The organism is Halobacterium salinarum DSM 3754 (genome assembly GCF_008124605.1).
Lineage (GTDB): Archaea > Halobacteriota > Halobacteria > Halobacteriales > Halobacteriaceae > Halobacterium > Halobacterium salinarum.
This window is the reverse complement of record NZ_VRYN01000001.1, coordinates 893,206-910,176: the sequence shown is the minus strand read 5'-3', so window position 1 is coordinate 910,176 and position 16,971 is coordinate 893,206. Positions and strand designations below refer to the sequence as shown.

The 16,971-nt window shown below is 67.7% G+C and carries 19 protein-coding genes and 1 tRNA gene; 13 read left to right on the top strand and 7 right to left on the bottom strand.

The window, feature by feature from the left end:
• Positions 1-55 precede the first annotated feature (55 nt).
• Together APQ99_RS04800 and APQ99_RS04795 are read left to right on the top strand one after the other, a co-directional pair.
• Positions 56-484: a 30S ribosomal protein S12 gene (locus tag APQ99_RS04800; protein WP_010903993.1), complete on the top strand. Its 429-nt coding sequence runs from the start codon at positions 56-58 to the stop codon at positions 482-484.
• Positions 485-487: 3 nt separating this feature from the next.
• On the top strand, positions 488-1,120 hold the full coding sequence (locus APQ99_RS04795) for a 30S ribosomal protein S7 (protein ID WP_010903992.1): 633 nt from the start codon (positions 488-490) through the stop codon (positions 1,118-1,120).
• Positions 1,121-1,194: 74 nt separating this feature from the next.
• Here APQ99_RS04795 and APQ99_RS04790 read toward each other — a convergent pair whose 3' ends face one another.
• The gene (locus tag APQ99_RS04790) at positions 1,195-1,959 is read right to left on the bottom strand and encodes a DUF5781 family protein (protein ID WP_010903991.1); all 765 of its coding nucleotides are present in this window, start codon (positions 1,957-1,959) and stop codon (positions 1,195-1,197) included.
• Between the two features lie 192 nt (positions 1,960-2,151).
• Between APQ99_RS04790 and APQ99_RS04785 the strand changes: the two genes are divergently transcribed.
• The 6 genes from APQ99_RS04785 to APQ99_RS04760 all read left to right on the top strand — a co-directional run bounded on the left by APQ99_RS04785 (position 2,152) and on the right by APQ99_RS04760 (position 7,937).
• The gene (locus tag APQ99_RS04785) at positions 2,152-4,338 is read left to right on the top strand and encodes an elongation factor EF-2 (protein ID WP_136361010.1); all 2,187 of its coding nucleotides are present in this window, start codon (positions 2,152-2,154) and stop codon (positions 4,336-4,338) included.
• A gap of 232 nt (positions 4,339-4,570) precedes the next feature.
• Entirely contained in the window at positions 4,571-5,095 is a 525-nt protein-coding gene (locus APQ99_RS04780) for an amino acid-binding protein (protein ID WP_136361009.1), read from the top strand.
• Positions 5,092-6,045 (top strand): homoserine dehydrogenase, encoded by a 954-nt coding sequence (locus APQ99_RS04775; protein WP_136361008.1) that lies wholly within the window; start codon positions 5,092-5,094, stop codon positions 6,043-6,045. Before APQ99_RS04780 ends, APQ99_RS04775 begins: the two co-directional genes overlap by 4 nt.
• Before the next feature lie 154 nt (positions 6,046-6,199).
• A complete protein-coding gene (gene tuf / locus APQ99_RS04770) occupies positions 6,200-7,465 on the top strand; it encodes a translation elongation factor EF-1 subunit alpha (protein ID WP_010903986.1) in 1,266 nt (421 codons plus the stop codon).
• Between the two features lie 3 nt (positions 7,466-7,468).
• Positions 7,469-7,777 carry a 30S ribosomal protein S10 gene (gene rpsJ / locus APQ99_RS04765; protein WP_010903985.1) on the top strand — a complete coding sequence of 103 codons (309 nt, stop codon included), beginning with the start codon at positions 7,469-7,471 and terminating at the stop codon, positions 7,775-7,777.
• An 88-nt stretch (positions 7,778-7,865) separates the two neighbouring features.
• Positions 7,866-7,937: transfer RNA gene (locus tag APQ99_RS04760), tRNA-Ala, on the top strand.
• A gap of 119 nt (positions 7,938-8,056) precedes the next feature.
• Here APQ99_RS04760 and APQ99_RS04755 read toward each other — a convergent pair.
• Both APQ99_RS04755 and APQ99_RS04750 read right to left on the bottom strand, forming a co-directional pair.
• The gene (locus APQ99_RS04755; protein WP_010903984.1) at positions 8,057-9,346 is read right to left on the bottom strand and encodes an RNB domain-containing ribonuclease; all 1,290 of its coding nucleotides are present in this window, start codon (positions 9,344-9,346) and stop codon (positions 8,057-8,059) included.
• Positions 9,347-9,388: 42 nt separating this feature from the next.
• Positions 9,389-9,664, bottom strand: coding sequence for a DUF7562 family protein (locus tag APQ99_RS04750; RefSeq protein WP_136361007.1), 276 nt, complete (start codon positions 9,662-9,664; stop codon positions 9,389-9,391).
• A gap of 82 nt (positions 9,665-9,746) precedes the next feature.
• On the opposite strand from APQ99_RS04750, the gene APQ99_RS04745 reads away from it, so the two are divergent.
• Complete coding sequence (locus APQ99_RS04745) at positions 9,747-10,226, top strand: RNA-binding protein (protein ID WP_010903982.1); 480 nt, start codon at positions 9,747-9,749, stop codon at positions 10,224-10,226.
• Positions 10,227-10,248: 22 nt separating this feature from the next.
• Here APQ99_RS04745 and APQ99_RS04740 read toward each other — a convergent pair whose 3' ends face one another.
• On the bottom strand, positions 10,249-10,977 hold the full coding sequence (locus APQ99_RS04740; protein ID WP_010903981.1) for a DUF1028 domain-containing protein: 729 nt from the start codon (positions 10,975-10,977) through the stop codon (positions 10,249-10,251).
• Between the two features lie 152 nt (positions 10,978-11,129).
• Between APQ99_RS04740 and APQ99_RS04735 the strand changes: the two genes are divergently transcribed.
• The gene (locus APQ99_RS04735) at positions 11,130-11,486 is read left to right on the top strand and encodes a cell division protein SepF (protein ID WP_010903980.1); all 357 of its coding nucleotides are present in this window, start codon (positions 11,130-11,132) and stop codon (positions 11,484-11,486) included.
• Between the two features lie 108 nt (positions 11,487-11,594).
• On the opposite strand, the gene APQ99_RS04730 is transcribed toward APQ99_RS04735, so the two are convergent.
• The gene (locus APQ99_RS04730; protein WP_010903979.1) at positions 11,595-11,987 is read right to left on the bottom strand and encodes a DUF5611 family protein; all 393 of its coding nucleotides are present in this window, start codon (positions 11,985-11,987) and stop codon (positions 11,595-11,597) included.
• A gap of 44 nt (positions 11,988-12,031) precedes the next feature.
• Positions 12,032-12,973: a DUF7093 family protein gene (locus APQ99_RS04725; protein WP_136361006.1), complete on the bottom strand. Its 942-nt coding sequence runs from the start codon at positions 12,971-12,973 to the stop codon at positions 12,032-12,034.
• Between the two features lie 81 nt (positions 12,974-13,054).
• On the opposite strand from APQ99_RS04725, the gene APQ99_RS04720 reads away from it, so the two are divergent.
• The 3 genes from APQ99_RS04720 (at position 13,055) to APQ99_RS04710 (ending at position 15,875) form a co-directional block, all read left to right on the top strand.
• On the top strand, positions 13,055-13,354 hold the full coding sequence (locus tag APQ99_RS04720) for a DUF6432 family protein (RefSeq protein WP_010903977.1): 300 nt from the start codon (positions 13,055-13,057) through the stop codon (positions 13,352-13,354).
• 44 nt (positions 13,355-13,398) lie between these two features.
• Positions 13,399-14,433, top strand: a complete 1,035-nt coding sequence (locus tag APQ99_RS04715; RefSeq protein WP_136361005.1) for a glycine cleavage T C-terminal barrel domain-containing protein — start codon at positions 13,399-13,401, stop codon at positions 14,431-14,433.
• Positions 14,434-14,501: 68 nt separating this feature from the next.
• Positions 14,502-15,875 (top strand): UDP-N-acetyl glucosamine 2-epimerase, encoded by a 1,374-nt coding sequence (locus tag APQ99_RS04710; RefSeq protein WP_010903975.1) that lies wholly within the window; start codon positions 14,502-14,504, stop codon positions 15,873-15,875.
• Positions 15,876-15,882: 7 nt separating this feature from the next.
• Here APQ99_RS04710 and APQ99_RS04705 read toward each other — a convergent pair whose 3' ends face one another.
• Complete coding sequence (locus APQ99_RS04705; protein ID WP_012289531.1) at positions 15,883-16,962, bottom strand: geranylgeranyl reductase family protein; 1,080 nt, start codon at positions 16,960-16,962, stop codon at positions 15,883-15,885.
• Positions 16,963-16,971: the final 9 nt, after the last annotated feature.

Below are 16,971 nucleotides of genomic sequence, written 5' to 3'. Positions count from 1 at the left end.
ACCGAGCGCAGGGCAAAAGGTCGGGCTTAAGTGCCTCCGCGGGATACTCGGCTGTATGACGAACGGCAAGTACGCCGCTCGCAAACTCAAGAAGGACCGCCAGCAGCGCCGGTGGTCCGATTCTGAGTACGCGCGGCGAGAGCGGGGCCTCGGTAAGAAGTCCGACCCCCTTGAGGGAGCCCCACAGGGGCGTGGCATCGTACTCGAGAAGGTCGGCATCGAAGCGAAGCAGCCGAACTCCGCGATCCGGAAGTGTGTTCGGGTGCAGCTCATCAAGAACGGCAAGCAGGTGACTGCGTTCTGCCCCGGTGACGGTGCGATCTCGTTCATCGACGAGCACGACGAGGTCACCATCGCCGGGATCGGTGGGGCGAAAGGTCGCGCGATGGGCGACCTCTCCGGTGTCAACTACAAGGTCGAGAAGGTCAACGGCGTGAGCCTCATCGAACTGGTTCGCGGGAACGCTGAGAAGCCGGTGCGATAACACATGAGCGACGAGCAACCAGCCGAAGACGAGACAGAGGAGGCAGCCGCCGAATCCGAGGACACCCAGGAGGTCGCGGCGAACGCGAAGCTGTTCGGGAAGTGGGACGTCGCGGAGATCCACTACGAGGACCCGAGCACGCGGCGCTACCTCGCAGTGACGCCGGTCGCGCACACGATGGGGCGACACGCCCAAAAGCAGTTCAAGAAAAGCGAGATCTCCATCGTGGAGCGACTCGCCAACCGCTTGATGAAGACGGGCGCGAACGCCGGGAAGAAACAGCAGGCACTGAAGATCGTTCGTGACGCGTTCGACATCGTCCACGAGCGAACCGACGAGAACCCCATTCAGGTGCTCGTGAGCGCCGTCGAGAACGCGGCCCCGCGGGAGGAGACCGTGCGCCTGAAGTACGGCGGGATCTCGGTCCCCCAGGCCGTCGACACGGCACCGCAGCGCCGCGTCGATCAGGCGCTGAAGTTCCTCGCGGACGGTGCGCATTCGGCGTCGTTCAAGACGCCCACCGACGCCGCGGAGGCGCTTGCCAATCAGCTCGCTGGCGCGGCGGACTACAACGTCCAGACGTACGCCATCGGCCAGAAAAAGGAGAAAGAACGCGTCGCTGCAGCGGCACGCTGACGCGGGCGGGTTTCGATTTTCGCCGAGTCGGGTGATTCCGCTTGGCGCGCTCTCGGGTGGACAGCGACGCGTGGTCAGTCGGCGGCGGGGCCCGTGGTGGTGGTCTGGGCGTCGGCGTACGTGCGGATCGTATCGACGAGGCCGCGCCGGCAGTCGCTCTCGTCGGGGTCGGGGCCGAGCGTGGCGAACCGGCGGCGGAACCCGTCGACGTCGATCTCGGGGGCGTCCTGGCCGGCCGCGTGTGCGAGGTCGTACAGCCGGTGGTCGCCGGGAATGGCGTCGTGGCGTTCCAGGAGTGCGAGTGCGAACGCGGCGTTGACCGCGGTCATCGAGGGGTCGGCGCCGGCGGTGAGTCGGTGGCCGGCCTGCTGGCGGTCGGCCGGCTGGTCGGCGATGGCGGCCGCGAGCTCGGATTCCAGGAACGAGCGGAGTTTGTCGGTGGGGCCGACCGAGAGCGTGATGTCGTCGGCGTAGATGTCTTTGACGTGGTTGGCGATCTGGTAGCAGTGGGTGAGCACGCGCTGTTCGACTTCGCGGCCGGTGAGCGCGAGAAACAGCACTTCGTCCATCGAGAGGGTGTGGCTGGGGTGGCCGCGTTCGTGACGGTGCATGTGGGCGAACTCGTGGAGCGCGAGCTCGCGGGCCATCACGGAGGTTGCGGCCTGCTGGGAGATGTTGAGAACGTGGTGGTCGTCGTAGTGGCCGGCCCAGGTTCGCTCGTCGGGGTTCGACCGGATGTGGACGTCGACCGGGAGGTCGAGGTCGTGGCTGGGTTCGAAGACGTCTCGGGCGCTGAAGAAGGGGGCAGCCGGGCCAGCGCCGGACACACGAATCTCCATGGTAATAGTTCACAGCGGAGTGGTGACAAAGACTCTTACGCCCCCAGCAGGCCCCGCGTCCTCCGAAGTCGGTGGTCGGCGGGCAACGACGGCCCGGAACCCGACGCGTTCCGGGGTGACACCACGCGTCTCGGGTGCCATGCGACCGGCAAAGCACTATCCTTTTGAACCCGCTGGCAGTATGAATGTCCAATGGGCCGACGAAAGAAGATTGTCGAACAGTGCGAACGGCTGATGGACAACCCGGAGCAGATCCGGAACATCGCCATCGCCGCGCACGTCGACCACGGAAAAACCACCCTCACTGACAACCTGCTCGCGGGGGCGGGGATGATCTCGGAGGACACCGCCGGCCAGCAGCTGGCGATGGACACCGAGGAGGACGAACAGGAACGGGGCATCACCATCGACGCCGCAAACGTCTCGATGACCCACGAGTACGAGGGCGACGACCACCTCATCAACCTCATCGACACGCCGGGCCACGTCGACTTCGGCGGTGACGTGACCCGCGCGATGCGCGCCGTCGACGGCGCGCTCGTCGTCGTGGACGCCGTCGAGGGCGCGATGCCCCAGACGGAGACAGTCGTTCGGCAGGCGCTCCGCGAGGGCGTCAAGCCGACGCTGTTCATCAACAAAGTCGATCGCCTCATCTCGGAGCTCCAGGAGGGCCCCGAGGAGATGCAGGAGCGCCTGCTCTCGGTGATCGGCGACGTCAACGAGCTCATCCGCGGGATGACCGAGGAGAAAGACGACATCGAGGACTGGACGGTGTCCGTCGAGGACGGCACCGTGGCGTTCGGGTCCGCGCTCTACAAGTGGGGCGTTTCGATGCCGTCGATGCAGCGCACCGGCATGGACTTCGGGGATATCATCGACCTGGAGCGCTCGGACAAGCGCGAGGAGCTGCACGAGCAGACGCCGCTGGCCGACGTCGTGCTCGACATGGTCGCCGAGCACTTCCCGAACCCCATCGACGCGCAGCCCCGCCGTATTCCGACCGTCTGGCGTGGTGACGCCGACTCCGAGATCGCGGAGTCGATGCGCCTCGTCGACGAGGACGGCGAAGTCGTCCTGATGGTGACCGACATCGGTGTCGACCCGCACGCCGGCGAGATCGCGGCTGGGCGCGTGTTCTCCGGCACCCTCGAGAAGGGGCAGGAGCTGTACGTGTCCGGGACGGCCGGCAAGAACCGCGTTCAGAGCGTCGGGATCTACATGGGCGGCGAGCGCGAGGAGGTCGACGAAGTCCCCGCAGGCAACATCGCCGCGGTCACCGGCCTCAAGGACGCCATCGCCGGCTCCACCGTCTCCAGCGAGGAGATGACGCCGTTCGAGTCCATCGACCACATCTCCGAGCCGGTCATCACGAAGTCCATCGAGGCACAGAACATGGACGACCTCCCGAAGCTCATCGAGACGCTGCGACAAGTCTCGAAGGAGGACCCCACGATCTCCATCGAGATCAACGAGGACACCGGCGAGCACCTCATCTCGGGGCAGGGCGAACTCCACCTGGAAGTCCAGACCCAGCGCATCGAGCGCAACCAGGGCATCCCGGTCACGACTGGGGAGCCGATCGTCGTCTACCGTGAGACGCCGACCAGCGACTCCCAGGAAGTCGAGGGCGTCTCGCCGAACCGCCACAACAAGTTCTACATCACCGTCGAGCAGCTCAGCGACGACGTGCTCGAGGAGATCCGCCTGGGCGAGGTGTCGATGGACATGCCCGAACAGGAGCGCCGCGAGGTCCTCCAGGAGGCGGGCATGGACAAGGAGACGTCACAGGACGTCGAGAACATCATCGGGCGCAACATCTTCATCGACGACACGAAGGGGATTCAGCACCTCAACGAGACGATGGAGCTGGTCGTCGACGGCCTCACCGACTCCCTGGAGGACGGCCCGCTGGCGGCCGAACCCGTCGAGGGTGCGCTCATCCGCCTGCACGACGCGCGCCTCCACGAGGACGCCATCCACCGCGGCCCGGCGCAGGTCATCCCGGCGACTCGGGACGCCGTCCACCGCGCGCTCATCGACGCCGACATCCGGCTGCTGGAGCCGATTCAGGACGTCCGCATCGACGTCCCGTCCGAGCACATGGGCGCTGCGTCCGGCGAGGTGCAGGGTCGGCGCGGTCGCGTCGACGACATGTACCAGGAAGGCGACCTCATGGTCGTCGAGGGCATCGCACCGGTCGACGAGATGATCGGGTTCTCCAGTGACATCCGCTCGGCGACCGAGGGGCGGGCGTCCTGGAACACCGAGAACGCTGGGTTCCGCGTCATGGCGGACAACCTCCAGCGGGAGATCATCATGGAGATCCGCGAGCGCAAGGGCATGAAGACGGAGCTGCCCGAGAGCATCACGCACTTCTAATCCGTTCTCGCGGGGGGTTCGATTTCGTGGCGCGTCGACGGCCGGTCGCGCGCTCGGCGACGCCGGCAGGAGTTGACTCGGCCGAAGCGTTATAACAGCCAGCAGTCCGACTGCAACTCATGTTCGCAGGCGGACGCGATCCGAGCTGCGGGGTCGGCACCGAGCGACTGCAGTCCGGCTCGTGGCCGACAACACGCGTCCGGCGGGGTGCCACGCAGGGGGTGGGGTGGCCGTGACCGCGCCCGCGGATCGGACCCACGTGCTCCGACTGGAGCTTGCCGACGAGCCCGGCGCGTTGCTGGCTGCGCTTGCGCCGATCGCGGACGCAGGGGGGAACCTGCTGTCGGTCCTCCACGAGCGCGGGTCGGTGACGCCGCGCGGCCGCATCCCCGTGGAGGTGACCGTGGAGTGTCAGCCCGACCGGTTCGAGACGGTGGTGGGGGCGTTGGAGGACGCGGGCGTCACCGTCATCGACGCCACCGCGGAGCGCTACGCGGACGCGGTGACGGTGCTGCTGGTGGGGGATCTGGTGGCCACTGATCTGTCCGAGCTGCTCGCGTCCGTCGAGGAGTGTGAAGCCGCCTCGGTGGTGGAGTTCGCGTTGACCGACGAGCCAGGGGTGGATCACGAGGCGAGTGCGCGCCTCCGGATGGGGGTGGCTGATGGTGCAGCCGAGCGCGCGCTGGCGGCCGTGCGAGCGGTGGCCGCCGAGGCGGGCGTCCGCGTGATCGAGCCGCTGGCGGGTGATCGGCGATGAGACTGGCCGTCATGGGGGCGGGAGCGGTCGGGCAGGCGGTCGTCGACCAGGCCGCGTCCCACGGCCACACTGTGGTTGCGGTGGCGGACTCGACGAGCGCGGTCGTCGACGGTTCGGGGGTGGACGCGGCGGCGGTGTGTGCGCGCAAGCGCGACGCGGCGAGTGAGATCGGGGCGGGAGCGCCGAGTGACGCGTTGGCCGCCGACTACGACGTGCTCGTGGAGGCGACGCCGACGACGCTGGGGGACGCCGAGCCCGGTTTCGGGCACGTCGAGCGCGCGCTGAGTGCGGACCGCCACGTCGTGCTCGCGAACAAGGGCCCGGTCGCCGAGCGCTACGCTGGGGTGTGCGAGCTGGCGTCGGCGAGCGCGGGCAGCCTCCGGTTCGAGGCGACTGTTGGGGGTGCGATCCCCGTGATGGCGACCATCGAGCGCATCGGCGCCGGCCGCGTGCGTGCTGTCCGTGGCGTCCTGAACGGGACCGCGAACTTCGTGTTGTCGCGGATGGCGGCGGCGGGACTGGGGTACGAGCACGTCCTGGCGGAGGCACAAGAGGTGGGGGTCGCGGAGGCGGATCCGACGTTTGACGTGGACGGCACGGATGCGGCGCTGAAGTGTGCGATCCTCGCGAACGTGATCGGCGACCGTGAGTACGACCTCGACAGCGTCAGCGTCGACGGGATCACGGGGGTGGCACCGTCGGCGCTGGAGCTGGCCGAGACCGACGGGCAGACGATACGGCTGATCGGGGAGGTGGGGCCGGATCACGTGCGGGTCGGGCCGCGGTTGGTGCCGGCCAACGGGACGCTTGCGGTGTCCGGGACCACGAACATCGTGCAGTTGGAGACCGAGCACGCGGGGCGGCTGAACCTGTCCGGACAGGGTGCTGGCGGGGCGGCAACGGCGTCGGCGGTGCTTGCGGACGTCGATCACATCGCCGACCAACAGTAACGCCGGTTTCCTGACAAAAATTCCCAGCGGCGTGGTACTGCAAGGCATGGTATCAGCGACTGTCGCGGCTGATCCCTGGTCGCGTACCGAAATGGTTTTAATGCGAACTGACGAATAGACTTCACAGAGCGCGTCTTCAGCGCATTATCCGAATATGAGCGACAACCGCCACCAGAACCTGGCCGTCATCGGCCACGTCGACCACGGCAAGAGCACGATGGTCGGGCGCCTCCTCTACGAAACGGGGAGCGTACCCGAGCACGTCATCGAACAGCACAAAGAAGAGGCCGAGGAGAAGGGCAAGGGCGGCTTCGAGTTCGCCTACGTCATGGACAACCTCGCCGAGGAGCGCGAACGCGGTGTCACCATCGACATCGCCCACCAGGAGTTCACCACCGACGAGTACGAGTTCACTATCGTCGACTGTCCTGGCCACCGCGACTTCGTGAAGAACATGATTACGGGTGCGTCCCAGGCCGACAACGCCGTCCTCGTCGTCGCCGCTGACGACGGTGTCGCGCCCCAGACGCGAGAGCACGTCTTCCTCTCGCGAACGCTTGGCATCGACGAGCTCATCGTCGCTGTCAACAAGATGGACGTCGTCGACTACGACGAGTCCAAATACAACGAAGTGGTCTCCGGCGTCAAGGACCTCTTCGGGCAGGTCGGCTTCAACCCCGACGACGCGAAGTTCATCGCGACCTCCGCGTTCGAGGGCGACAACGTCTCGGACCACTCGGACAACACACCGTGGTACGACGGCCCCACCCTCTTGGAGGCCCTCAACGGGCTTCCGGTGCCACAGCCGCCGACGGACGCCGATCTCCGGCTCCCGATCCAGGACGTCTACACGATCTCCGGGATCGGTACCGTTCCCGTCGGACGCATCGAGACCGGTGTGATGAACACCGGCGACAACGTCAGCTTCCAGCCCAGCGACGTCGGTGGCGAGGTCAAGACCATCGAGATGCACCACGAGGAAGTGCCGAACGCGGAGCCCGGTGACAACGTCGGGTTCAACGTACGCGGCATCGGCAAGGACGACATTCGTCGCGGCGACGTCTGTGGTCCGGCCGACGACCCGCCGTCGGTCGCCGACACCTTCCAAGCGCAGGTCGTCGTGATGCAGCACCCGTCGGTCATCACCGCCGGGTACACGCCGGTCTTCCACGCGCACACCGCACAGGTCGCGTGTACCATCGAATCCATCGACAAGAAGATGGACCCGGCGTCCGGCGAGACCCAGGAGGAGAACCCGGACTTCATCCAGTCCGGCGACGCAGCGGTCGTCACCGTGCGCCCGCAAAAGCCACTCAGCCTCGAGCCGTCCTCGGAGATTCCGGAACTCGGCTCGTTCGCCGTGCGCGACATGGGTCAGACCATCGCGGCCGGGAAAGTTCTGGACGTCGACGAAGCCTAATCCATGCAGCAGGCACGCGTTCGTCTCGCCGGCGTCGATCCCGACGACCTCGACAACATCTGTGGCGAAGTCCAGGAGATCGCGGACAAAACCGGCGTGAAAGTCTCCGGTCCGGTCCCGCTGCCGACGAAGACCCTCGAAGTGCCGTCCCGGAAGTCCCCTGACGGCGAGGGGACCGCGACCTGGGAGCACTGGGAGATGCGCGTCCACAAGCGTCTCATCGACATCGACGCGGACGAGCGCGCGCTCCGCCAGCTGATGCGGATTCAGGTTCCCAACGACGTCAACATCGAGATCGTCCTCGAAGACTGAGCCGCCACCGTGGCCCCGTGAGGGCCGTTTTCGGCTCGCATCGTCTTCGATGTTCGACCTCGCCGCGCGGTCGTTTCTGCGCAGTCGCGGGCTCGTAGATCAGCGGTAGATCGCTTCCTTCGCAAGGAAGAGGCCCTGGGTTCAAATCCCAGCGAGTCCACTCCTGTATTTGCCCGCAAAGCGACGCGTCGGTCCGTAGTGTCGTGGTGCCGAGTCGAGAGAGAACAGTTACAGCTGTGTCCGGCCCCCTGGCTCGGTGTGAGGCACCGTCTGTGGTGGCTACGAGGAGGTCGTCGGTGAGTCGACGACCGTGACGCCGCGGTTGTTCACCGCGTCGGGGTCGAGGCCGACCTCTTCGAGGAAGTCGCGGTATTCACGTTCGGCGGTTTCACCGGCTTGTTGTTTGTCGCTGGCGCGGTCACAGAGCGAGATGAGGGTTTCGGGAACGTCGTTCTGGTAGACGATCCAGTGGTTCACGAGGTCGCTCATGCGGCGGATGGGGCTGGTGAAGTGGCCGTAGATCTCGAAGTTGAGCGCGTGGTGGCCGCCGAAGGGGTCGTTCATGTATCGCGCGCGCGGCATCACCTTCATCACCGCCCACTGGATCTTGCCGAGCTGGCGCTCGGGGGCTTGTTCGAGGGTTGCGTTGACCGCCTTCCGGGGGTCGTCCCAGGCGTCGCCGGGGATGGAGACGCCGTTGAGTTCCTGGATCTCCTGGAGGGCGTCGTCCCACTCCTCGGGGGACGGCTGGGGGTGGACGCGGTAGACGGCTTCGACGCCGCGGTTCCACATGAGTTCGTGGGTGACCGCCTTGTTCGCCTTGAGCATCGACTCCTCGATGATGGTGTGGGCGCGGTCGCGGCGGGGGTTGAGCACGAGGCTCCCCTCGGCCTTGCGCTGCTCGTGCATCTGGTCGGCGAGATCGAACACCAGCGAGAGGTCGTCGTGGAGGGGCGCGGTTTCGTCGTCGAGGCGCTGTTCGGCGTCCTTGTAGGTGAGCCGTTCGTCGCTGTGAATGACGGACTTGTAGATCTCGATGGTCTGATACGAGAGGTCGTCCTTGTCGAGGTGCATCTCGACGGTGTGCGCGAGGCGGTCCTCGCCGGGCACCAGCGAACACACCGTTTCGGCGAGCACCGGCGGGAGCATGTGCATGGTGTACCCGGGGAGGTAGACAGTGTTCGCGCGGTCGATGGCTTCCGCCCACATCTCCGAGTCCGGGTGAACGTAGTGGGTGACGTCGGCGATGTGCACCCAGAGCACGTACTCGTCGTCGCGTTCCAGCACGGAGATCGCGTCGTCGAAGTCCTGGGCGTCGACGGGGTCGACGGTCCACGTGGGCAGCGGGCGCATGTCCGCGCGGTCCTCGATTTCCGCCTGGATCTCCGCTTGGACGTCTTCGGTGCGGGCTTCGGCTTCGGCGACGACGTCCGGCGGGAACTCGTCGTGGAGGTCGAACTTCTCGAAGAGGTCGTCGCGTTTGTTTTCGAGTTGGCGGGCGAGTTCGGGCGAGATTTCGACGGGACCCTGGTCCTCGATGGACCCCTGGGCGGGTTCAGAATCGCTCATGGCTACCAGTAGCCGGGTGGCGTAGTTAGTGGTGTCGCCACCCTACTCGCGTTCGGCGGTGTCTTCGCGTGTGGCGTCGAGGAACCGGGCGAGGAACTCGTCGTCGGGGACGCGACCCGCGCCGGCGTCGTCGAGGGCCGCTTCGAGGCCATCGCGGGCGTGTTTGGTGAGCCGACGGAAACAGGGTTTACAGAGGTATTCGAACTCCTTGTCCGTGCGCGTCCAGCGGTCGCCGTGTTTGTCGTACTCGCGGGCGTCGCTGCGTGCGGTGGTGTCGCCGCACGCGATACAGGTGACGGGATCGTGGTCGCCCCACATCACGCGGTTGTTCACCGGGCGGGCACTTATCCGTTGGGCAGACAGCGGTCGATTTATGGCTGGAGGCGCCCCGAGGACACGTATGGACGTGTCTTCACGGCACCACTTGCGAAGCGACGACATCGACGAGATCGGCGACGCGCTCCGAACGGGGTTGGGTGTCGAGTTGGATGGCGACGCCTACGAGCGCGTGACGTTCGCCGACGAGGAGTTCGAGATCGTGCTCGTCGACGGCGACCCCCTGGTGTGGTATCCCGACGGCGAGCCGTTCGTCACGGTCGCGGGCGCGAACCGCACCGACCCGTCGACGGGGGTCGTGACTGTGGACGCCGGTGCTGTGTCGTTCGTGAGCGACGGTGCAGACGTGATGCGGCCCGGGATCACGGCGGCGTCGCCGGAGATCACTGCCGGCGACCTGGTCGTGATCCAGGAGGCAGCACACGGCAAGACGCTGGCCGTGGGGCGGGCGCTCGTCGACGGCACCGAGATGGACGGTGAGTCCGGGAAGGTCGTGTCGTCGCTGCATCACGTCGGCGACGAGCTGTTCGAGTTCTCGGTCTGACCGTCGGGGTGACCCGGGTCCGTCAGTCGGTTCCCGTCGCCGGGGCGTCCTCGTCGTCGGGGTCGTCGTACAGTTCGATGGCGTCCTCGTAGCCCGCTTTCGCGAGCCGGTACGTCTCCCGGAGGTCGACGATCGGATCCTCGCTGGCGTCGACCCGGAGGTCGTTCCAGTACGGTGACTCCGCGGCGCCCGTGTCGACGACCGTGACCGCCGCGCTCTGCACGGTGAGCGCCTCGCGTTTGTCGCCGCCAGCGGCCTGTCCCGCGCCCAGGGCGTCGATGAGGCGGCTGGCAAGCGGGTCGGCGTCTTCGGCGTCGGTTGCACCGTCGACTCGTTGGTCCTCGTACGCCGCGGCGGTGCGTTCAACGACCGCGTCGCCAGTGAGGAGGTTGCCGGCGACGGTGTAGTTCTCGCCGGCACGGTCGCCGTACCAGCCGTTGCAGTCGTCGCCGGAGAACGCGAACGACCCGGTGCGGCCGACGCCGTGAAGCTGTCGCTCGGAGCTGTTGTCGTCGGCGTTGAGGAGTGCCTGCAGCGCGTCTTCGACGCCGAGCCCGTCGGCGAGGTAGTCGACGCCCGCCGACCCCAGTCGGGGGTTGGTCACGCTCTGCGTGGCGACCGCGCCGTGCTCGTTGACGTGTGGACAGGGGACGCCGACCCCGGGGAGTCGGGTCGTCACGGCAACCCCGAAACGGTACTGCTGGTCGCCGTCGGCGGTGTAGGGTTCTCGAACGCAGATGCTGAACGTCACGCTCGGGGCGAGCGCCTGCAGCAGCAAAGACCTGATCGAACCGGCAGTCGACCCCACCGTGATCGGGGGTGAGGCGGCGCGAGCGTGCGCAACCGGGCAGTTCACCCCGTCTGACGCAAGAACTATGAACGCGGCGGGTTGGTGTCTACCGTATGGGATTCATGAATAAGATCCTCCGTGGGAACGGCAGCTCCACCGAGGATTACGTCGAGCTGGACGCGGACGACTTCAATGCGGACGCCGGCGAGGCGAGCGTGGCCGTGCACATCGCGGAGATCGACGGCCAGGAAGACGTCATCGCGATCAAGGACGCGGTGTACGACGGGGATCTCGTCGTCGCGGACATCACGCGCCTTCGCACGGAGGATCGGACCGTCGAACACGTCATCGACGAGCTGCGCCAGGTCGCCAGGGAGGTCGGCGGCGACATCGTGCAGAAAGGCGACGACCAGCTGATCGTCACGCCGAACGGGATCGGGATCAGCCGTGAGAAGCTCAACCGGCCCTGACTGCTCGGCAGAGCCGGCGGTCGAGTGGTGCCGTACGGACCGCCGCGCCGATGCGTGTGTCGTCGGCGGCGGCTGTGACCACGGAGAGGACGGCAGAACGGCGGTCGACTAGACGGTGTCGGGTTTTTCGGCGTCGTCTTCGACGCTGCGCTTCATGGAGTCGCGGCGGGACTTGGCGTCTCGGCCCGTCGCCTCGAGCAGGAAGTCGTTTTTCGCGTCGACGGCGTCGGCGGCCGCGTCGGCGTTGCCTTCGGCGATCACGTCCTCGGCGGGCCGTTCCTCGAACTGGACGCCGAGCTTGTCTTTTTTCCCGGCGTATTCGACGGTTCCGGCGACGATGCGCTTGAACACGGGGTTGTCGGGGTCTTCGACGACGTAGAGGTCGCTGTCCTTGAACCGTTTCGTGTCGGTGACGTCGCCGAAATACTCCTCGACAGTCGCCAGCATATCAGACACGCGTTCGTCGAGATACTCCCCCCGCCGCATCTTGTACTCCTTCATGACCGCGAGAACGGCAGCGAGGGTTTTAGTCCCTTCGTGTGCCGTCAGCGGTCCTCACCGAGGTAGCCGCGCTTGCACTCCGGGCAGATGTCGCCGGCGCGCAGGCTGGCCCCGGCGGCGTACTGCTCGAAGCCACATTCCGGGCAGAACAGCGTGAAATCGAGGTCGTCATTGCCGTCGGTGTCGACGGTTCCGGGGCTTGTGAACTCGGTCTCGTCCATCGGGTCGGGGTCCGCCGTCGTTTCGAACTCGAAGGTGCTGGTGTCGGCGTCGGTCTCGGTCGGCGCGACGACATCGGCGTCACCGGCTGGGTCCGTGCCGCGGTCGGGGGTTGCATCGAACCCCTCGTCCTCGCCGTCGGGCTCGGGCCACTCGCCGTGGTCGCGGTCCGCCGGCGCGTCGTCGGCTGCGGTCGTGGTCGCGTCGGCGGTCGCCTGGGACGTGTCCACGCCGGCGGCATCGTCGTCGGCGTCCGGGTCGGCGTCAACGAACTCGACGGCCTCATCGTCCGGGTCGGCGGACGCCGCCGCTGTGGGGTTGTCCGGATCGACCTCGGGGTCGGCCGGCTCCGTCCACTGGTCGCGGCCGGGACTGTCCTCGTCGGCCGTGGTGTCGGCCGTGGACTCCTCCAGGATGACCGCGTCGTCGGCGCCGCTGCCGTCCGCCGGTGTGGTGTTGCTGGACGCCGATGCGTCGGTGGTCGTGTGATCGACGGCCTCGCTGGCGGTCGAGAACGCGGCGCTGCTGGTGCCATCGGCTGCCTGCGTGGCGTCGGTGTCGCCGTCCTCCGCGGAGTCAGGTGTCGACTGGGAGTCCGCAAGCGGCCGCACTTCGGTGTTCTCGCTTGTGACGTGTTCGGACCCACAGCGCTGGCATTCCCGGAGCTCGCGTTCTGTCACCACAACCTCGTTTCCGCGCTCCTCGCGGTCCCGCTCGACGAACGACTCACCGTAGTCGTGCCCGAGCAGGGAACACCTGATACCCATTGGGAGCGTCGTACCCAGCCCAACGGCAAAAGACTACCGTTCAGGGACACGGCTAAGACACCGGGGACCGTTCGGTAACGTATGCCTGCGAAGCGCGAGTTTCGAGACCGCCCCCAGACGGAGGTTGCGGTCCTCGATGCGCTCGCTGAACGCCCCGGCGACGGGATGACCGTCTTCGAGTTGCGGACGGGCGTGGATGTCAGCATCGACGACATCGAGGCCGCGCTGGCGTCGCTGACGGCCGCGGGACTCGTGCACGCCGAGGAAGCGGAGGGCAGAACCAAGTTCAGAGTCGACGAGCGCGTTGTGGCACGCCCGACTGACGACGCGACCGACGAGTCGTCGGTCCTGGACGCGATCCGGCGGCGGATCGGCCTCTGATCGATGCGGTGGGTTTACCCCCTGCGGGCGGCGAGATACTGGATATGACTGTGGTGAGGGCGGCCCACGAGGCGCACGGTGCGACGTTCCGCGAGGTGGCGGGGCGGGCGGTGCCCGTCGAGTACGGCCGCCCCGACCGCACGCATCGCGCCGTCAGGAACGCGGCCGGGGTGACCGAACACGCGTTCGACGTTGTCGTGGCGACCGGCGAGGACGCCCACGAGGTCGTTGCGGCCGGCGTGTCGGGTGGCGTACCGACCGAGGACGGGCGCGGCGCGTACGTGGTCGTCTGCGACGACGGACGTGTGCGCGCGGACGGATACGTGTTTGCGACCGACGACCGGCTGTTGGGTCTCGTGCCGGCGGGCGAGGGCGACGGGGTTGCCAGCCGGTGGCGCGAGCGTGCCGGCAACCGGGACGCCGCGGTCACGCTGTCGACCGGCGAGTTCGGGACGTTCGGCGTCCACGGCCCACAGGCCACTGAGAAGGTGGCGAGCGTGCTGCACCGGGCAAGCCCCCCCGAGGAGCGCCTGCGGTTCGTCCGCGGGGAGATGGAGGGCGGCGTGACGGTCGTGCGCGACGACGACCTCGCCGGCGAGGAGGGATATCTGGTCGTGTGCGCCGCCGAAGACGCCGACGACGTGTTCGAGACGCTGCTGGTTCGCGGATTGAACGCCGTGCCGTTCGGCCGCGAGACCTGGGAGACGCTGACGCTGGAAGCCGGGACGCCGCTGTTCGCGTCCGAGCTCGCCGGTCGAACGCTTGCCACGCTCGGGCTCGCGCGCCTCGACGGGAGTGACGCCGCGGCTGCCGGGGAGCCCCACCGCCGCCTGGTGGGGCTTGCGCCCGACGCACTGCCGGCCTCCGAGGCGGCCGTGTACGCCGACGGATCGCGGGTCGGCGAGGTGACGCGGGCGGCAGAGAGTCCGATGCGGGGCGACCCGCTGGCGTTCGCCGTGGTGAGCGAATGGCACGGCGAGCTTTCGGTCGCGGCGGACGGGGACCGGGTCGATGCAGCGGTGGTCGAGCCGCCGTTCGTCGACACCGGCGAGCGGTCGCGCCGACGGCCCGAGTACTAGGCGGCTGGCGGATCGGCGGCGGGCTCGAGAACACGACTGTTATTACCGTGTTCGGCGAACGCGCTGGCATGGACGCAGCCCCGACGATCTACGAGGACCGGTTGGCCGCCCAGATGGACCGCGGCGACTTCGTGCTCGCGGTCGTGACAGCGACCAAGCCGGATTTCTACAAGCAGGCCCCCGTCGTTGCCGCGGCCGAAGCCAACGATGTGCCGTGTTTCGTGATTCACACCGGCCAGCACTACGACGACGTGCTCGGGCACGGGCTCGAAGAGTACGGGATCGAGCCCCACATCGCGGCCGACCTGGGGATCAGGGGCGATCTGACCCAGAAGACCGCGGAGATGATGCTGGCGGTGAAAACGCTGGCCGAGCGCCTCGAGGCGTGGCCGGACACCACCGTGTTGCCGATGGTGCACGGTGACACACACGCCGCCGGCGTCTTCCCGCAGGCGTGGATGTTCGCCACGAACCAGCAGGTCGCGCACAACGAGGCCGGGCTGCGGGGGATGGCGCCGGCGTACGAGACCACCGACGACCCGGCGGCCGTGATCCGCGAGCAGTGGCGCGGTGACTGGCACGTCGAGCGGACCGAGCCGTTCCCCGAGCAGTACGACACGTTCGTCGGTTCGGCGGCGTCGATCTACCAGTTCGCGCCCGTGGCGTTGAACCGCGAGCACCTCGAACGCGAGGGGTATCCGCGCAGCGTCGACGGCCACGAGCGGATGCCGGTGGTCGGGAACTCGGTCGTGGACGCCATCGAGATGAAACGCGATCACGACGGCGAGAGCGTGTTCGACGTGTATCCGGTGTTGGAGGCCCGCGACGACTGGCTGCGCGTGGACATCCACCGGCGCGCGAACCTCCTGCCCGAGCGGTTCACCGCCATCGTCGAGGGCGTCATCGAGCTGGTCGAGCGCGGCTACAACGTCAACTTCGTGGAGTTGAACGCCACCAAGCGGGCGTTGGAGAACTACGGCTACCGGGAGCGCCTCCAGCGGCTGGCCGACGAGCGGGAAAACTTCCTGTTCACGGGGCTGTGGAAGAAACACGCCCACGTCTACGAGTTCCTCGAATCCGGGCAGTGTTTCGCGGAGTTCACCGACTCCGGGAGCATGCAGGAGGAGCTCAACGAGATCGAGGCGGCGCTGTGTCTCACGGCGCGGTTCAGCACGGACCGCCCGGAGACGGTGTTCGACGCGAACACGAACCTCCTGGTGCCCCCGACAAGCGGCGCGTTCGTCGCGGACATGATCACCCACGTGGCGGAGACCGACGACGTCCGCGAGCGCATGCGGTCGGGGCAGGCACTCTACGGGGCCGACGTGGGCGAGGAGATCGTCGAGTTCCTGCAGGCGCGCGCCGACGACGGCGTCTTCGACTGGGCGCACGAGCGGCTCGGATTCGACGCGGGCAGCGAGCAGGCCTTCGACTACCTGTAGGGCTGTGTTACCGGAGCAGGGCCCGCGCCTGGTCGAGTGAGAACAGGCTGGTCGGCTTGTCCATGTCGACCGCGATCTCCCCGGAGAACAGCCGCAGGCCGGCGGACTGGATGGGCGTCGGCATCGAGTAGCCCGCCCGCACGAGGTGGCCGAGCGTGATCTCGCGTTCGAGGGCGTCCCGCCAGGCGCGCTCGTAGCCAGCGAGGGTGCCCGGGCGGTCGGGGTCGAGTTCGCGGGCGGCCGCGTCGGCGGCGGTCATCCCGTAGCGGATGCCGCCGCCGGTGAAGGGTTTGGTCTGCCCGGCGGCGTCGCCTAGCAGGAACCCACGGTGGCTGGTGACAGTGTCCGGCGGGCCGATGGGGATGAGACCGGAACACCGGTGTTCGACGTCGACGCCGTAGTCGGCGACGAGGTCGTCGAAGCGACCGGCGACGTCCTCGCCGGGGGCGGCTGCGAGCCCGTATTCGACGCCGGCGTCGCCGCGGGGGATGCGCCACGCGAAGAACCCGGGGACGGTGAGGTGGACGTCCACGAAGTCCTGGTGGTCGGGGTCGGGGTCGAACGCGAGCGCGCCGTGCAGGAACTCGTCGGGCTCCGGCAGCGAGAGCGCGTCCCGAACGCGGGAGCGCGGGCCGTCGCTGCCGGCCACCATCTTCGCGGTGACGTCGATGGAGTCGTCGGGGCCGCGGGCGGTGACGGTGACCCGGTTGCGGTGTTCGGTGACGTCGGTGACCGTGTGGTGTTCGCGGACGTCAGCACCGGCGTCGCGGGCGGCCTCGGCCAGGACTTCGTCGAGGTGGACGCGGTCGATGGCGTTCGAGATCGGGGTGGATTTGTAGAACGGGTGGGCGGACGAGTCCGCGCCGCCGAGGTGGAAGCGCGCCCCCCGGATGTCGTTCTGGAACAGGGCGTCGTGGTGTTCGTCGGGGACGAACTCCCAGACGTCGAGGCTGACGTGGCCCGAGCACGCGAGCGGCGTGCCGAGGTCTCCTTGTTCGAACGCGATCACGTCGTAGCCCTGTTGGGCCGCGCGCCGGGCGAACCGCGCGCCGGCGGGGCCGACACCGACGACCACGAAGTCGTACATCATCGCGTG

Coding starts and splice junctions, on each gene's coding strand:
- APQ99_RS04725 (WP_136361006.1), bottom strand. CDS start 12,973: ATGGGTATCAGGTGTTCCCTGCTCGGGCACGACTACGGTGAGTCGTTC.
- APQ99_RS04735 (WP_010903980.1), top strand. CDS start 11,130: ATGGGATTCATGAATAAGATCCTCCGTGGGAACGGCAGCTCCACCGAG.
- APQ99_RS04720 (WP_010903977.1), top strand. CDS start 13,055: ATGCCTGCGAAGCGCGAGTTTCGAGACCGCCCCCAGACGGAGGTTGCG.
- APQ99_RS04790 (WP_010903991.1), bottom strand. CDS start 1,959: ATGGAGATTCGTGTGTCCGGCGCTGGCCCGGCTGCCCCCTTCTTCAGC.
- rpsJ (WP_010903985.1), top strand. CDS start 7,469: ATGCAGCAGGCACGCGTTCGTCTCGCCGGCGTCGATCCCGACGACCTC.
- tuf (WP_010903986.1), top strand. CDS start 6,200: ATGAGCGACAACCGCCACCAGAACCTGGCCGTCATCGGCCACGTCGAC.
- APQ99_RS04785 (WP_136361010.1), top strand. CDS start 2,152: ATGGGCCGACGAAAGAAGATTGTCGAACAGTGCGAACGGCTGATGGAC.
- APQ99_RS04710 (WP_010903975.1), top strand. CDS start 14,502: ATGGACGCAGCCCCGACGATCTACGAGGACCGGTTGGCCGCCCAGATG.
- APQ99_RS04750 (WP_136361007.1), bottom strand. CDS start 9,664: ATGTGGGGCGACCACGATCCCGTCACCTGTATCGCGTGCGGCGACACC.
- APQ99_RS04755 (WP_010903984.1), bottom strand. CDS start 9,346: ATGAGCGATTCTGAACCCGCCCAGGGGTCCATCGAGGACCAGGGTCCC.
- APQ99_RS04745 (WP_010903982.1), top strand. CDS start 9,747: ATGGACGTGTCTTCACGGCACCACTTGCGAAGCGACGACATCGACGAG.
- APQ99_RS04775 (WP_136361008.1), top strand. CDS start 5,092: ATGAGACTGGCCGTCATGGGGGCGGGAGCGGTCGGGCAGGCGGTCGTC.
- APQ99_RS04795 (WP_010903992.1), top strand. CDS start 488: ATGAGCGACGAGCAACCAGCCGAAGACGAGACAGAGGAGGCAGCCGCC.
- APQ99_RS04730 (WP_010903979.1), bottom strand. CDS start 11,987: ATGAAGGAGTACAAGATGCGGCGGGGGGAGTATCTCGACGAACGCGTG.
- APQ99_RS04715 (WP_136361005.1), top strand. CDS start 13,399: ATGACTGTGGTGAGGGCGGCCCACGAGGCGCACGGTGCGACGTTCCGC.
- APQ99_RS04705 (WP_012289531.1), bottom strand. CDS start 16,962: ATGTACGACTTCGTGGTCGTCGGTGTCGGCCCCGCCGGCGCGCGGTTC.
- APQ99_RS04800 (WP_010903993.1), top strand. CDS start 56: ATGACGAACGGCAAGTACGCCGCTCGCAAACTCAAGAAGGACCGCCAG.